This is a genomic window from uncultured Sulfitobacter sp. (assembly GCF_947497275.1).
In the GTDB taxonomy this organism is placed as follows: Bacteria; Pseudomonadota; Alphaproteobacteria; order Rhodobacterales; family Rhodobacteraceae; genus Sulfitobacter.
Map to the genome: position 1 here is coordinate 190,859 of NZ_CANMFS010000002.1, position 14,998 is coordinate 205,856.

Annotated in this window: 13 protein-coding genes; 4 read left to right on the plus strand and 9 right to left on the minus strand. The window is 56.8% G+C overall.

Features of this window, described 5'->3' with window-relative positions:
* Positions 1 to 41: 41 nt before the first annotated feature.
* A complete protein-coding gene (locus tag Q1A06_RS04865) occupies positions 42 to 1,982 on the plus strand; it encodes a TonB-dependent receptor (protein ID WP_299559384.1) in 1,941 nt (646 codons plus the stop codon).
* 36 nt (positions 1,983 to 2,018) lie between these two features.
* On the opposite strand, the gene Q1A06_RS04870 is transcribed toward Q1A06_RS04865, so the two are convergent.
* The 4 genes from Q1A06_RS04870 to Q1A06_RS04885 are packed head-to-tail and all read right to left on the minus strand — an operon-like array spanning position 2,019 to position 5,543.
* Positions 2,019 to 2,771 (minus strand): ATP-binding cassette domain-containing protein, encoded by a 753-nt coding sequence (locus tag Q1A06_RS04870; protein ID WP_299559387.1) that lies wholly within the window; start codon positions 2,769 to 2,771, stop codon positions 2,019 to 2,021.
* Positions 2,768 to 3,712: an iron chelate uptake ABC transporter family permease subunit gene (locus Q1A06_RS04875; RefSeq protein WP_299559390.1), complete on the minus strand. Its 945-nt coding sequence runs from the start codon at positions 3,710 to 3,712 to the stop codon at positions 2,768 to 2,770. Before Q1A06_RS04875 ends, Q1A06_RS04870 begins: the two co-directional genes overlap by 4 nt.
* Positions 3,705 to 4,652 carry an iron chelate uptake ABC transporter family permease subunit gene (locus tag Q1A06_RS04880; RefSeq protein ID WP_299559393.1) on the minus strand — a complete coding sequence of 316 codons (948 nt, stop codon included), beginning with the start codon at positions 4,650 to 4,652 and terminating at the stop codon, positions 3,705 to 3,707. The genes Q1A06_RS04875 and Q1A06_RS04880 overlap by 8 nt, the downstream gene beginning before the upstream one ends.
* Positions 4,653 to 5,543, minus strand: a complete 891-nt coding sequence (locus tag Q1A06_RS04885; RefSeq protein WP_299559396.1) for a siderophore ABC transporter substrate-binding protein — start codon at positions 5,541 to 5,543, stop codon at positions 4,653 to 4,655.
* A 126-nt stretch (positions 5,544 to 5,669) separates the two neighbouring features.
* Between Q1A06_RS04885 and Q1A06_RS04890 the strand changes: the two genes are divergently transcribed.
* Positions 5,670 to 5,957 carry a DUF2218 domain-containing protein gene (locus tag Q1A06_RS04890; RefSeq protein ID WP_299559398.1) on the plus strand — a complete coding sequence of 96 codons (288 nt, stop codon included), beginning with the start codon at positions 5,670 to 5,672 and terminating at the stop codon, positions 5,955 to 5,957.
* Positions 5,958 to 6,454: 497 nt separating this feature from the next.
* Here Q1A06_RS04890 and Q1A06_RS04895 read toward each other — a convergent pair whose 3' ends face one another.
* Positions 6,455 to 6,943 carry a MarR family winged helix-turn-helix transcriptional regulator gene (locus tag Q1A06_RS04895; RefSeq protein ID WP_299559401.1) on the minus strand — a complete coding sequence of 163 codons (489 nt, stop codon included), beginning with the start codon at positions 6,941 to 6,943 and terminating at the stop codon, positions 6,455 to 6,457.
* Positions 6,930 to 9,071: an acetate--CoA ligase family protein gene (locus Q1A06_RS04900; RefSeq protein ID WP_299559404.1), complete on the minus strand. Its 2,142-nt coding sequence runs from the start codon at positions 9,069 to 9,071 to the stop codon at positions 6,930 to 6,932. The genes Q1A06_RS04895 and Q1A06_RS04900 overlap by 14 nt, the downstream gene beginning before the upstream one ends.
* A 343-nt stretch (positions 9,072 to 9,414) precedes the next feature.
* Here Q1A06_RS04900 and Q1A06_RS04905 point away from each other — a divergent pair, with 343 nt between their 5' ends.
* Positions 9,415 to 10,620, plus strand: a complete 1,206-nt coding sequence (locus tag Q1A06_RS04905; protein WP_299559407.1) for an acyl-CoA dehydrogenase family protein — start codon at positions 9,415 to 9,417, stop codon at positions 10,618 to 10,620.
* An 11-nt stretch (positions 10,621 to 10,631) separates the two neighbouring features.
* The gene (locus tag Q1A06_RS04910) at positions 10,632 to 11,690 is read left to right on the plus strand and encodes an acyl-CoA dehydrogenase family protein (protein WP_299559409.1); all 1,059 of its coding nucleotides are present in this window, start codon (positions 10,632 to 10,634) and stop codon (positions 11,688 to 11,690) included.
* A 198-nt stretch (positions 11,691 to 11,888) separates the two neighbouring features.
* Here the strand turns inward: Q1A06_RS04910 and Q1A06_RS04915 are convergent, their stop codons facing one another.
* From Q1A06_RS04915 to Q1A06_RS04925, 3 genes are all read right to left on the minus strand, one after another.
* A complete protein-coding gene (locus Q1A06_RS04915) occupies positions 11,889 to 13,211 on the minus strand; it encodes a TRAP transporter large permease subunit (RefSeq protein WP_299559411.1) in 1,323 nt (440 codons plus the stop codon).
* Between the two features lie 182 nt (positions 13,212 to 13,393).
* Positions 13,394 to 13,873 (minus strand): TRAP transporter small permease subunit, encoded by a 480-nt coding sequence (locus Q1A06_RS04920; protein ID WP_299559414.1) that lies wholly within the window; start codon positions 13,871 to 13,873, stop codon positions 13,394 to 13,396.
* A gap of 18 nt (positions 13,874 to 13,891) precedes the next feature.
* Positions 13,892 to 14,995: a hypothetical protein gene (locus Q1A06_RS04925; RefSeq protein ID WP_299559417.1), complete on the minus strand. Its 1,104-nt coding sequence runs from the start codon at positions 14,993 to 14,995 to the stop codon at positions 13,892 to 13,894.
* Positions 14,996 to 14,998 lie beyond the last annotated feature (3 nt).

Consider the following 14,998-nt stretch of genomic DNA (forward strand, 5'->3'; position numbering starts at 1 on the left):
TGAGTCCCAGCCAGCCACCAATTTCTGGAAGGGACGAAATAATGACACACACAACCGCCTCGCGCGTCGCGCTTTCATGCCTCATGTGCTCCGCAGCTACGATTGCATACGCGCAAGAAAATGCTGGTGTTGATCTGGGCACCATCCGCATTGAATCCACGAGCGCGCAAGCCGTTCTTGGTAATGACCAAATTACCGAAACCGAAATCGAAGAACGCAATCCGGCGACTGTTTCCGGCGTGTTTGCAGGCGAGTCCGCGATCACCGCCAGCGGCGGTGCGCCCATTGCGCAAAAGGTGTTTGTGAACGGAATCGAGGAAAGCCTTCTGTCTGTCACCATCGACGGCGCGCGTCAGAACAAGTCGGCGTTTCATCACACCGGCAATGTCCTGCTGGACCCTGCCCTGTTGAAATCTGTTGAAGTCAGCGCCGGCTTGGCGCCCGCCGATCAAGGGCCAAACGCACTGGCGGGTTCCATTGCCTATACCACAAAGGATGCCCGCGATCTGTTAGCGGCAGGCGATCCGTTTGGCGGTATCTACACCCTTTCCTATGGCAGTAACGGTCAGGGTTTCCGCAACACGTTGACCGTATTCGGTCAGGCTGAAGGCTTTGATTACCTGCTAAGCGGCACGCGCGCGACAGGAGATGACTATGACGATGGATCAGGCGACACTATTACAGGGACTCAGGCAGACCTGACAGATTACATCGCAAAATTTTCCTATACCTCGAAATCGGGCAAGCGTCTCAGCTTCTCGGCCTCCGAGACCACCGATAACGGCCTGCGCGCTTCGCAAGGCGGCTTCATCCGTCCCGACTTTGCAGCTGTGATCGGGCGTGACACTGAACTTTACAGCGCGCTGTCACAGCGCAAGTCCTACACACTGACCTATCAAGAGGAAAACCCGGCAGGCATCTTCGCACCCTATGCACAGCTGAGCTATAACGAGCAGGCGATGGATGTGGGCACGCTCTACGGCGTGAATAAGAGCTTCAGCGGTGTGTTCAGTAATGAATTCAAGTTGCGCAATGGCAGCGTCAACGTCGGCCTCGATTTCTTCGACGAAAGTGCGGAAGGGTTTGCAAACACGGCCAGTCCCCGCACCTCAAGCGGGCGCGAGGATCTGAGCAATATCGGTGTGTTCGCACAGGCACGGCAAGATCTGTCCCGCCGCGTATCCGTCTCCTACGGCGCGCGCTATGATTGGGCGTCATTCGATGGCGCGGACGGCTCCGAATTCGACGAAAGCGGCGCCAGCGTCAACGGCTCGATCGACTTTGTGCTGAACAACCAATGGACACTCAACGCGGGGGCCGCATCCAGTTGGGGCGGCTATGAATTGGGTGAAGCCGCCCTGGTCAACTTCCGCACGGTCTGGAACTATGACGGGTTTGCGACGTCGCGTGCCAATGCGGTGCGCCTGGGCCTGCGTTACGACAACGGGCCATGGTCGGCCAAAGGCGCGCTGTTTGACACCGAGATCAAAGACATCAACGCTGTTTTGCCCACATCCGGTGCGCGTGGGTTCACTGATGATCTAACCTCGCGCGGGTTTGACGGCTCGGTCACCTACACCGCCGCCAAGGGGTTCGCAACACTGAACTATACCTATGCGGATGTGAAGACCAATGACACCACAGCCGAGACCACGGCCTACTATCTGGGCCGCCCCGTGGGCCACATCCTTGGTCTGGAAGCGGGTTATGACGTGACGCCGGAATGGCGTGTTGGCGGGACCGCGCAGATCGCGTTGAAAAACGACGACACCGAGGTAACGCTCGATGGCTTCGAAGTCGTCAACTTCTACACAGAATACAAACCGCAGCGGATGGAGAACCTGAGCGTGCGCATGGACCTGCACAACGTGTTTGATGCGGCATACGCCAGCCGCAGCTCTGACGGTCTGGGCCTTTCCAACGTGGTCCCGCTGACCGAGCCGGGCCGCACCATCAGTCTGACAGCGTCGATCAGGTTCTAGGCCGCGCCGGTACCGCCCCTGCTCTTGGGGCGGTACCTACACTTCGATGATAACTTTCCCGTCGATCCTGTGGATCTTTGGATCGGTCTCGAACACTTCTCTCACAACAGCTTCGGTCACGATGTCATCAGGGGTGCCCGTGGCCACGATCCGTCCACCTTTCATGGCGACGATCAGGTCGGCGTAGGCTGCTGCATAGTTGATATCGTGCAGGACGATAACGATCGTGCGCCCCTGCGAAGCCGCCAGATCCCGCAGAACGCGCATGAGCGAGCGTGACGCGGCGATATCCAGATTGTTAAGCGGCTCGTCCAGAAGGATGTAATCGGTGTCCTGCGCATAGGTCATCGCCACCTGCGCCCTTTGCCGTTGCCCGCCCGACAACGTATCCAGCCGCCGCGCCGCCAGATCCGTCAGTCCAAAGGTGGCCAGCGCCCGTTCCACCTTGGCGTGATCTTCCGCCGAGGGTCTGCCTTTGTGATAGGGGTAGCGTCCGAAACCGACCAGCTCGCGCACGCTCAACAGCGGGGCTGCATCACTGGCCTGCGGCAGGATCGCCAGCTTTCGCGCAAACGTGTTGTTCGGACAGGCGCCCACCACCAGATTATCGACCGTGATTGTACCCGTCTGGTGTGGCATCAGTCGCGCAATTAGCGACAGCAATGTGGATTTGCCAGCCCCGTTCGGCCCGATCAGTGCCGATATGCCGCCCTTGGGCAGCGTCAGATTTATCCCGTCCAGAATCCTGGCCCCGCCAATGCGGTAACTAACGCCCGAGATTTCAATCATCGGTATTTCCTTTTCAATAGAAGGATCAGGAAGACGACCCCACCGATCACGTCGATCACAACAATCAGCGGCGTAGACATGCCCAGCACACGCTCCAGCACGAACTGCCCGCCCACCAGCGTCAGCGCCGAAATAAGCGCGGCGGACAACAGCAGCGTGGCGTGCGATGCCGTGGGCGTGACCAGATGCGCAAGGCTGACGACCAGCAGCCCCAGAAATCCCATCGGTCCGACGAGAGCGGTCGAGACCGAAACCAGAACCGCTATCACAACCAGAATCTGGAACATACTTCGCTTGGGGGTCTCGCCCAGATTGATCGCCGCCGTCTCCCCCAGGGCCAACACATCCAGACGGTGGCGCATACGCCATGTGACCGCCAGCGCGCTACAGGTCATGACGGCTGCAACAGCCAACAGCTCTACTTCGATCCGCGCGAACCGCGCGAAGGACGCAACCTGCACCACCGCATACTCACTGGGATCTATCACCCGTTGCAAAAAACCGGTGACGGCGCGCAACAGCACTGCAATAATAATCCCCGTCAGGACCATCCGCATCAGATCATTGCGCGTTTTGCTCAGGAGTGTGCCGAAAAGCGCAAGAGCCGCGATAAGCATCAACACCACGTTGGCAATGAATTGCCCCGACTGTGATAGCCGCACATACTCCTGCGCCCCCAGCGCATAGATCTGGACCGTCAGGATCAGGACATAAAGCGCGTCAAACCCCATTATCGCAGGTGTCAGAATCCGGTTGTGTGTGATTGTCTGGAACAGCACCGTTGCGGTCGAGATCGCCACAGCAACGATCACCAGCGCCACGAGCTTGTTGCCCCGAAACGGAAGCACAAAGTCCCAATTCCCCCGCGCGCCCAGCGTAAGGTATCCCGCCATGCACGCCATGAGCAGCACCGCAAGCACGATGAGCCGTCCTCTATGCATGGCGACGGGGGGCATAGAGCAGCCACAAGAACACCGCGGCACCCAGAACGCCAAAGACGGAGCCGACTGCAATCTCGAAAGGGTAGCGGATCAAGCGACCCACAATATCGCTGGCAAGTACCAACGCGGCGCCGCTGACGGCCGTCATCGGCAATGTGGCACGCAGGTTGTCGCCACTTAACCGCGATACGATATTGGGCACCACCAACCCGACAAAAGGGATCATTCCGACGGTCACAACTGTCAAGGCGGTGACGACAGAGATCGACAACAGGCCGACGACCACAACTTGGGTATAATTGAGGCCAAGATTGACACTCGCCGTGCGGCCCATGCCGATTATCGCAAACTGGTCCGCCGCCAGATAGCTCAGCGCGGCCACCCCTGCCGCGATCCACAAAAGCTCATACCGGCCTTGCAATACGCCCGAGAATTCGCCGTTCATCCAGATATCAATATATTGCAATAGATCCGCCTGATACGCGACGAACAAGACACCGGCGCCGATGATACCGCCGTAGATCAGCCCGACCAACGGCACCAGCATCGGCTGCGTCGGCGGCAACCTGTTGACAATAAACAAAAAGACGGTGCTGGTCGCGAGCGCCACGGTTGTAGCCAGCGCCATCTTCATCAAAATGGGCAGTGACGGCGTAAACAGTGTAACCAGCAAGATACCCAGCGCCGCACCCTGGCCTGTGCCTGCCGTCATAGGCTCCACAAACCTGTTCCGGACGATCATCTGCATGATTGTACCGCTCACCGCAAGCGCGCCGCCGGTGATGACAACGGCTACCGTGCGCGGGCCGCGGCTGGTCCATATCAGGTCCAGCGCGGCGGGATCAGATAAAATTGCCGCAGGAGACAGATCCGCCACCCCCACAAACAGCGAGGTGATGCATAGCAAAACCAGCGTCAGGACAAGAGCGAGACAGATCACCTAACGGTCCTTCATGCCCGCTAAAATCTCGTCCAGCGTGAGGGTCATAGACTGGATGCCGCCGCTTGAAATATAGATCGGCGCAGGGCTGAGATAGATCACGCGTCCGGTTTTCCATGCCTTCGTTTCATGCACCAGAGCGTTGTCCAGCGTTGCACGCGCGCTGTCGCCGTCCTGTCCCACCGCGGCCAGCCGGTCGATCACCAGCAGGATGTCGGGATCCACCTCGCGGATGAATTCAAAGCTGATCGCTTCGCCGTGAGTGTTGTGTCCTACACTTTCGACAGCTTCGGGCAGGTCCAGCGCATCGTGCAGCCAGCCGAAGCGCCCGCCCGTGCCAAAGGCACTGACCTTGGGACCGTTGGTCATCACGATAAGGGCGTCCCCCTGTCTCGCTACGGCTTCGCGTGCCTCTGCCAGCCTGCTCTCGAACGTGGATGCAAGCTGTGTCGCCTCCGCCTGCTTGCCAAACAGCACGCCGTAGCTGCGCAGCCGTGCCAGACCATCGCCCACGGTATTCTCCCAGATTGTCATGTCGATGGTTGGTGCAATCCGCGTAAGGTCCGCCACCTGCCCCGAAGAACGCCCTCCCGCAATGATCAGATCAGGATCGAGGGCAAAAACCGCTTCGAAATCCGGCTCGAAGAGCGACCCGACAGGGACCGTGCCTTCTGCCGCAGCCTCAAGGTATTGCAGGTAAACGGGACGCACCACACCGTCGACAGCCACTCCCAGAGCGGTCAGCGTATCGAATGCCGCAAGGTCGAACACCGCGATGCTCTCCGGCTTTGGCGGCAGGTCTACTGAGCCGGTAAAGGTATCGACAGATACCGTCTGCGCCCGAACAGGCGATGCCATCAGGGCGAGGAGCAAAACGATTGTTCTGAGCATGTCGAACGTCCTTGTTTATCGACGCATGGCTCAGGAAGATTGGCTTTGCTATGGGTTGTTCCTGTCTGTTTACGCAGCCATATATTCTTTGTCCAGCGCTGCGGACATAAATGGAAAGGATATGAGATGCCAACGGTAAAAGGCTACTATGCGACTGAAAATGCTTCAAAATACATGCAACAGCTGTGCAAGCACTTCGGTCATAAAATCGAAGTGTCCTGCGACGCCGAAAAAGGCTGGGCTGCGTTCGAGATGGGTACAGCCCACATGACCGCCACGGACGCCGGCCTGCGCTTGATCTGCGAGGTGCAGGACGCCGCCGCAGTGTCCGCGGTCCACGATGTGATCGACCGGCATCTGGAAAAATTCGCCTTCCGTGAGCCTGTCAAGACGATGGAATGGTCCGTGGAGTGACCATTTGTCGAAATGTCCGGCCCCGTTGAACTTCAAACTGGATGCGGCACTTCGATTAGAAAGACTGCAATCCCCAGCCAGACCTCAGCCAGGCCGCAGTTGCCCCATCTTTCCATCCTGCCCCCTTTTTCGAATACAGCACCCTTGCGGCGTAGCGCACGAACGTTTCTGCTACACAAAAACGCATGGAAACCTTAATATTCGAATAGCTTGGCGACGTATGAGCCGCATGGCCAGAGAATGCTCTCGACCGAAATTTTCTTTATCGGCAGCTGCTTACGGTGGGCGTGTTCGCCGTGGATGTACTTCCCCATTCGCATCTGTCGCGCAGTTAGCATCCCGGTGAACCCCTTGCGGTGCCGGTCCTCTTTCAAAAGCTAGCGGGAATTTTTGCGCGTCGGTCACGGAACAAGCGAAGCAATGTCCTTGTGGTTTGAACTCGCAAACGTCAATCCAGAAGCTGGGAAGCCTAGCATAAAACACCGAACTAACCCTGCTCAAACGTCGCAATTCACATTTCGCACATCCTCGGTTTCGAGTAGATTGCGACGGATTTTCTTCAGTGTGCCCACAAGTGTTATGATCTCAGCTTCGCTCAGCCCTTTGAGTGACATGTCGTTCAAGGCGCTGATTTCGGAAAAAACAATCTTCAGATGTTCATCGATCCGATCAGTCAGCCAAACTTGTTTGGCCCGTTTGTCTGCGAGATCAGGCTTGCGTTCGATCCAACCGCGGGCCTCCATGCGATCAATAATACCGCTGACACCGACCGCGCTCATACCTAGATGATCGGCCAGCTCGGCCTGGTTCATCCCGTTCCTGCGCAGCAGATGATTGATGACGAAGACCTGTGCGTGGGTCAGGCCCGTATCCCGAATTGCATTGTCGTAAATCTTGGTACGTAGACGCGCAATGTCGTGAAACAAAAGCCCGATGCTGCGGTCAGTCTCCGACAATAGTTTATCAACACCGTTAATCTTGCTCATCCTCTTTATGTGCCACTGAAGCGATCGCGGGTGAAGTTGACGGCACAATCAAGCCATCAACCGCTATCGCATCTGTCGGCGATACGATCAATGGGTTGATGTCGATGCTCTCAATGAGCCCCGCGTTCTTGTCAGCAAAGACCGAAAGGCGCGAAATGGCCAGTGCAAGGGCCTCTCGATTGACGGGTGCCGCTCCGCGCGCGCCATTCAGTATGGGCGCGCCGCGCAACTCCGAAATCATGCGATGCGCTTCGGCAAGCCCAACAGGTGCCAAGCGAAAGCTCACATCTTTCAGCACTTCGACAAACACCCCACCCAATCCAACCATCACAACAGGGCCAAAGAGCTTGTCATGGGTCATTCCAACGATCACTTCGACGCCCGCCGGGGCCATCTCAGAGATCAGAACGCCTTCTATGCGTGCGTCGGGTACCGCCGTGCGTGCCCGGGCCAGCAGCGTATCGACCCCGTCCGAAATCGCATCAACGCCCTCAACGTTCAGCAACACGCCGCCCATTTCGGTCTTGTGTGGGATGTCTGGAGAGGCAATCTTTAGCGCCACAGGCCTCGGAAACCGCCCGGCCGCGTCGCGGGCCGCTGATCCGTAACTCACAAACAGTTCTTGAGGGATCGTTAGGCCACAAGCGGCAAGAATCCGTTTGGCGCCATATTCAGATATAATGTCTTTGGGCGCATCGGGCATCTCTTCCCCGGCTGCCGCCAAATCAGCGTTGGCCGCCGGGCGTTCGAAATGTTCCTGAAAATCCGCGAGAGTGGCCATCACCCGAACTGCCACAGCCGGATCGCTGAAACAGGGCAACCCCAATGCCTCGTAGTCTGCGATAACTTCGTCGGCAACCAGCATGCTCATCACAATCACCGCGTCGGGATGAGCCTCGCGGATCCGGCGAAAGGCATCAAGGCACGAGACACGCGTAAAGGGGGACCCAGGCACCGAGGTCAGATAAACAACATGTCCGTCGAACAGGTCGCTGGACAGAGTATAATCCAGGTTGCGCGGCATGATTTCAGGGTCGTTGACGGCATTTGCGGTAAAGTCGACGGGGTTCAACGGGCTCGCCTGTGGGATCAAAGCTTTGATCTTGGCCTGCAAGCTGTCCGGCAGTGGTGGTACCCGAAGTCCGGTGTCTTCGGCCACATCGGCCATCTGCACACCTGCCCCACCAGAGATGCTCTGCAAGCAGGTGCGCCGCCCCTTTGGGTACCGGCCGAACTGGCAGGCATATGCCACGTCGACCATTTCCTGGGTGGTCTGTGCGCGATAGGCGCCGTACTGGCGGAACACGGCGTCATAGATGCTGTCACGCCCGACCACTGAGGCCGTGTGTGTCGCCGCAGCCTTCGCGCCGATAGCGGAGCCGCCGACCTTCATGATGATGACCGGTTTGCGTGCTGATCGTGCATCTGCCAGAGCGCGGCGCATGCGCGGCCCGTCTTTGACGCCCTCGACATAGGCCATGATCACGCGGACCTCTGGGTCATGCGCATAGAAGTCGATCATCTCGGCGACGTCGATATCAGCTTCGTTGCCTGTGGTGACCCAATAACGCACCCCGATCCGGCGGGCCTGGGCGGAGATGTAGATATGGCTGCCATAGGCACCGCTCTGGCTGACGATGCCCACGCTTCCGCCTGTTGCCGGACGGCTCTCGGCAGGGCCGTTGGCGAAGGTGCCAAACCAGTTGTGGTCGCTGTTGATGACCCCGAGGCAGTTTGGCCCAAGCAGGCGCAACCTGCCTTCGCGCGCAATGGAAGCCACCTCGGCCTGAGCGGTCGCGCCGTCATGGCCTGCCTCGGCAAACCCGGAACTGAACAACACCGCTGACTTTACTCCCGCAGACACGCAGGCCCGCATGGTATCCACCACATCTTTGGCCGGGACCGCAATGATGGCACAATCCACTTTCTCTGGCACATCGGCGATGGTTGGGTAAGCGGGCAAGCCTTGAACCCGGTCGCGGCGCGGATTTACAGGATAAATGGCACCTTTGAACCCGTGCTTCAGCATGTAATGCAGGGGACGTCCGCCAATGCGTTCGGGGGCCGAAGAGGCCCCGATGATCGCAACGGACTGTGGGTTCAAGAGAGGTTTTAAAGAGGTCGTCATAACAACTCAGCTATCCTTTGGAAGGGGCGGTACGCAGAACGACATCACCCGAAGGTCTCGATCAGAAAACTCGGCCTGCGCGCCGACAAGAGCCGTTGCTGGCGCAAAACCAAGGCTGGCATCAGACAGGTGCATTCCGGCATTTATCGCCGTAACTTTGCCGCCAGAGTTGTTGGCGCATCCGAACGAAACGCCAAGAGAGACCCATTGCGCAGCGTTCTTAGTTTTGGCCAGGCGTTCCAAGTTTAGGCAGCAGCATTCACACATCCTACTCAAGCAGCTTGCATCCTTTTCACGTTTTTTGTAATTTACTTAGCATGCGAATTAAAATCGGGCAATAACAGTGGATCTTACTGATGGAGAGGAACACAGGGCGTTTCGGGTACAGGTTCGTGTCTTTATCGAACAAAACCGCCACCTTGCTCCAAAGACGGCTGCACAATCCTACCGGCTCAGACCACGACCCTACGAGCGCGACACGTTGCGCTGGCAGAAATTGCTGGTTGAACATGGTTACGCCTGCCGTACGGTTCCTGCGGAATATGGCGGATTTGGCGCCGAAGAAGACATTCTCAAAACCGCTATCATCTCTGAGGAGTTCTTTGCCGCCGACCTACCTCAAGGACTGAACAGCCAGGGCATTTCGATGTTGGTGCCGACGATATTGGAACACGGCACCGAAGCGCAGAAATCCGCTTGGATCGAAAAGACAATTCTTGGAGAGGTCTTTTGGTGTCAGGGCTATTCCGAACCGGATGCCGGTTCGGATCTGACAAGTCTGAAAACCGCTGCGGTAGAGGACGGTGATGATTTTGTCATCAACGGTCAGAAAATCTGGACCTCGTCGGCTCATATCGCGCAGATGATGTTCTGCCTTGTCCGAACTGAAGCCGATGCGCCACGCCACGCTGGTATCAGCTATATGATCTTTCCCGTGGATCTGCCCGGCATTGAGATACGCCCGCTACAGACCATGACCGGCCATCCGTCGTTTAACGAGGTTTTTCTAACCGACGTTCGCGTGCCCAAAACCGCGCTCGTCGGTGATCGTGGCCAAGGCTGGGTCGTCGCAAATTCAACCCTAAAGCATGAGCGCGGGATGCTTGGCGCGGCCCATGGGCTGGCCTGGCGGCTCTCGCGCCTGAGAGATCTCATTGCAAGGCAAAAGGCCGCAGGTTCCTTGGCAATGCCGATTGAGGTTCTGCGCGACCGGTATGCCGGTCTTCAGGCTCGGGTAGAAGGGTTGCGGCTACACGAGATGCGCTTGGTAAGTATGGCAGCAGAAAACCAACCCGCAGGGACAGGCGCATTGGTATGCAAGCTGCTCGGCTGTGAGTTGAACCACCAGCTGGACATTTTGGCGATGGACCTGCGGGGACCTGAAAGTGCCGCATACAACCCAGATGCCGAACTGGCCAGCGATGAGATCTGGCATCAGTTGTCGATGTACGACCTCGGCCTGATCATCGGCGGAGGCACAGCACAGATCCAAAAGAACATAATCGCGAAACGCGGGCTGGGTATGCCGCGCGAGGCACGGCGGAACTAAGGGACAGGACGATGGATTTCACGCTATCGGAAGAACAAACTATGATCGCCGAAGCGTTCCGTGGCCAGTTGACCCGGGACGTAACACTCGACGTGATCCGCACGCAGGCCGCATTGGGTCAGGCCGGGAAATCTCCGACGGATCAAGGTCTATGGCAACAGCTGACTGAAATGGGGCTGCCTGGACTGCTGATCGATGACACCTATGGCGGTGCGGGACTGGGCATGCTGGAGGCGGTGGTGGTTGGCCAGGAACTGGGCCGCGCAGCCGCACCGGTCCCCTTTGCCGCTACCTGTGTCATGGCCCCTCTGGCGATAACCGCCAGCGCAGAGGTAGAGCAGCATAAAACCTGGCTCACACAGATCGCCGCGGGAGAGATGCGGGTCGGGGTGGCTCTTGGGGCAGATATGTTGCAGGTCGATAGTGGCCGGATCAGCGGACACGCGCGCTTTGTTTTTGACGCGGGCGGGGCGACACACTTTCTTTTAGAAACCGGTGGCGTGTTTTATCTGGTTGAGGCACACGCCAGTGGCGTGTACCTGACCCTGGAACGGCCATTTGACCCCCTGCAAAGCCTAGGCCATCTGGCGTTGGACACTGTGCCTGCGACACCTCTCAGCGGAGTTTCTGTAGACCGCGTGACCGAGGCTGGCCGCATTGCCCTCGCGGCACAAACCATCGGGGCGTGTGAGTTCCTGCTCGACGCTTCGGTCGAATATGCCGCCGACCGGGTCCAATTTGGCCGTCCCATCGGTTCTTTTCAGGCGATCAAGCACATGTGCGCTGAAATGGCAGCACAGCTCTATCCGGCGATCTCGTTGGTCTGGTACGCGGGATATGTGTTCGACAAAGATGCGGCCCGGTCGCCATTAAATTCATTGCTTGCCAAGGCACTGGCGGACGAGGCCGGTCGGTTCATTTCCAGAACGGCAATCGAAGTGCATGGCGGGATGGGCTATACTGATCTGCAAGGGCTTCACTATTGGTATAAACGTGCTGCATTCAATCGCAACTTGCTAGGCAACCCAGAAGAATTGCGCCAAGACATCGCTGCAATGCAGGGGATCTGACCTTCCGGCGCTCGTTTGCATAGGCTGCATTCACCACCCCGACTTTAACTGAAAACTTTGGCGTTAGGGTTCTGGGACAAAGTTCCACGCTCGTGCTTCAATGTCGCCAAACTTTAAAAGACCGCACCTGCCGGCACGCTCTCTTAAAGTTTTTGTTCGTAAGCCACGGCGCTTTCTCTTGCCGAGCCAGGATCAAAGTTACTGGCCGGAGTTTGCCAGATCCGGGAGAAAGGTAACAATTTCTGGATATAGCGTAAGGACTGCTACGATCAGAAATTCCACAGCCACGAACCACGTTAGACCCTTGAAGATTGTGCCGATAGACACCTCGTCTCCGACGACCCCTTTGACAACGAAAGCATTCATCCCAACCGGCGGCGTAATGAGCCCGATCTCGACCCACTTGACGACGAAGACCCCAAACCAGATAAGACTGAACCCGGTTTCCTGCACCAAGGGAATAAAGATCGGTAGGGTCAGTAGCATCATCCCCAAGGAATCGACGAACATTCCGAGGAAGAGAAAAACCGCAGCCATCACAAGGAAAAGAAGATACGGATTGTCTCTTCCAAATGCGGCAGTTTGCGCGATTACTTCCGGGGTGCCGGTGATTGCCAAGAATTTCGAATAGAGCGCTGCGCCAAGTACGATAAAAAATATCATACTGGTCATGTGCAGGGTATCTTTTATGCTTCCGAGAAAGACGTCCCAGTTTAGACGCCTCATCCCCAGGGCGATCAAGAAGGCCGCGAGGCTGCCGACCGCTGCAGCTTCCGTTGCGGTTGCGAAACCGGAATAAATCGTGCCGACAACTGCCAATACCAGTACCGGCAAGGGCCAGATGCTCCTTAGCATAAGGAGTCGCTCAACAAGCGGGACCCTGACTGCTTCCGTATCCCGAGGTGCCAGGTCCGGATTGAAAGTACAACGGACGATGATCATTGTCGCATAAACCATGGCGGTTAGCACCCCCGGGATAATTCCAGCCAGCAGTAGATCCCCGATGGAGACCTCGGCGATGAGCCCATAGATAACCAGAAGAATGCTTGGCGGAATGAGCGAACCCAAAGTTCCTGATGACGCTATGACAGCGGTAGAGAGCGACGGCTGGTAGCGGGCTTTTTGCATTTCCGGGAATGCAAGTTCGCCCATCGCGGCAGTGGTTGCCAAAGAAGAGCCGGACGCGGCGGCGAAACCTGCCGCCGAGAAATTCGTTGCCACAGCAAGTCCGCCGGGAACACGGGCCAGCCAAACCTGCGCGACTTGATACAGGCTCGCGACCAGCCCGCTATGGGCGCTGATTGCACCCATGAAAATGAACAGCGGAATAGCTGATAATTCCCAGCTTGCGACGAAATCGAAAGTGAGGCTTCCGGAGGCTCCGATCATTGGTTCGAAACCCAGTATCAGGTACAACCCGACCATGGCCACAGAACCCAACGCAACTGCGATGGGAATTCGAAATGCCAACAAAACGACGAGAATGGGCAGGCTGAGAAAGCCGTATAGTTCTGCGTTCATTTATTCACTCCGTGAACGTAAGGTCAACTTCAGGACGATTGCACACATCGTTACGAACAGTGCCGACCCAGCAGAGAACCGGTGCAATTCATAAGAATCTCGAATCCGTGATTTCAGTTCGCTTTCGCGGAGGACCCCGCGACCGAATTCAAGGCCGCCGGTGCTGTCGCCCATAGAACTGGTCACAACTTTTTCCGTCGAGAGATGAGCATGTTGCAGGCCGTTACAAGAAAACCGAATAGCCCCAAGGCCAGAACCCAGCGCGATGGCCAGATAATCAAGTCAAAACGAAAGAGCCGATAGAATTCGCGCGTCTCAAAGGCGTCCATGGCTGCAAGTGTGCAGCCCCAAGCCAAAACCGCAGAATAGATCGTTGTGAATGCCAGAGCCAGCCAGTCTATGACCGCCCTGGCGCTGGCACTCATCCATTGAGTAAAGACTTCAACGAACACATGCTCCCTTGCCGCCTGAACAGCGCCGAGCGGAAGGGCCGACAGCACCACCATGTAGTAGTACTTGGCGATTTCGACATTGCCGTCAAAAGCAATATTGAACAGTCCTCGCATAAGCGCCACCAGTCCGATCTGTAACGTCATGATGACCAGAACGATGCCGCTTATGATCAAGAATACTCGATTAAGCTGAAGGGCGAATTGTCGCATACCTACACCTGTGCTTTCCTATTGGGCAGACCAGTCGACCTTACTGAAGATACGATCATGCAGTGCCTGTTCATATTCCTCCGGAGATGAAATGTTCGCCACAATCTCGCGCCATTCTTGCCCAAGCTCCAGATAACGAGCCAGCAATTGTTCGGGGTCTTTCATGCCCTTGCCCTTTGCGAGTTCAACAAAGCGCTCGCCGCCCTCCTTACCGACTTGATCGAAAGCGGCAATAAAATCGTCGAAAGGTTTAATGAATTTGATACCGGCGGCGGCACCGTTGTCACGCGCGCTTTGGTCTTCGTCAGCATAGCCGAAGGCTGCATCAGTTATGAGCTTCTCAACCCCGGAAGTGAAGGCATTCTTTTCTTCGTCACTCAGGCCGTTCCACTTTTTGGCGTTCATATTCATGTGGTTAACCGGACGGAACACGCCAACTGGCAACTCGACTACGTAATTGACCACGTCTTTGAGGCCATAGGTATCCAGCCAGGCAGCCGAGCCCAGAACGCAGTCCAATGTACCCTGGCTCATGCCGGTATAGAGCTCGGTTGCGGTCAGACCCATCGGCAAACCGCCGAGTTTAGCCGCCAGTGCACCGAATTCGCCGGTGCCCTGTATCCGCTTACCTTTGAGATCGTCCAGGCTCGTCACATCTTCAACACATTGAAGGTAATATGGAGAGCTACCGTACATCGCCAATGGCTTGATGTTGGCTGCGCCCCATTCGGGCTGACATTCTGCACAATTCAGGAAGAACAATTCGTTGATCGTTCCGGACTCGATCAGGGAATCTGTTTCCAAGGTCGGCAGGTTGCTGAACAAGGACGTCATGGGAAACGTCGACGACGTATAAACCGGGATGATGGTACCCATACTGACCAAACCCTGCTGGATGCCCTTGGCTGTTGTACTTGCCCCCACGACCGTCGCGTCTGTCAGCAATCTGAAGGTAAGCTCATTGTCAGTCATTTCAGATATGCGGTCGAAATAGGGCTGGACTGCATCTGTGAGGATGTTGTGGGAATTCTTGAAGTACGTGCCATACGTAAGTTGCTCGGCGTTTGCCGCGCTACTAAGCGCCACCACACTTGTTGCGAATGCTGAAAGTGCCTTGTACATGGT

Bases quoted from the DNA above. Each gene is read 5' to 3' on its own strand.
- Q1A06_RS04895 (WP_299559401.1), bottom strand. From the start codon at position 6,943: ATGAGCAAGATTAACGGTGTTGATAAACTATTGTCGGAGACTGACCGC.
- Q1A06_RS04900 (WP_299559404.1), bottom strand. From the start codon at position 9,071: ATGACGACCTCTTTAAAACCTCTCTTGAACCCACAGTCCGTTGCGATC.
- Q1A06_RS04910 (WP_299559409.1), top strand. From the start codon at position 10,632: ATGGATTTCACGCTATCGGAAGAACAAACTATGATCGCCGAAGCGTTC.
- Q1A06_RS04875 (WP_299559390.1), bottom strand. From the start codon at position 3,712: ATGCATAGAGGACGGCTCATCGTGCTTGCGGTGCTGCTCATGGCGTGC.
- Q1A06_RS04890 (WP_299559398.1), top strand. From the start codon at position 5,670: ATGCCAACGGTAAAAGGCTACTATGCGACTGAAAATGCTTCAAAATAC.
- Q1A06_RS04915 (WP_299559411.1), bottom strand. From the start codon at position 13,211: ATGAACGCAGAACTATACGGCTTTCTCAGCCTGCCCATTCTCGTCGTT.
- Q1A06_RS04870 (WP_299559387.1), bottom strand. From the start codon at position 2,771: ATGATTGAAATCTCGGGCGTTAGTTACCGCATTGGCGGGGCCAGGATT.
- Q1A06_RS04920 (WP_299559414.1), bottom strand. From the start codon at position 13,873: ATGCGACAATTCGCCCTTCAGCTTAATCGAGTATTCTTGATCATAAGC.
- Q1A06_RS04885 (WP_299559396.1), bottom strand. From the start codon at position 5,543: ATGCTCAGAACAATCGTTTTGCTCCTCGCCCTGATGGCATCGCCTGTT.
- Q1A06_RS04925 (WP_299559417.1), bottom strand. From the start codon at position 14,995: ATGTACAAGGCACTTTCAGCATTCGCAACAAGTGTGGTGGCGCTTAGT.
- Q1A06_RS04865 (WP_299559384.1), top strand. From the start codon at position 42: ATGACACACACAACCGCCTCGCGCGTCGCGCTTTCATGCCTCATGTGC.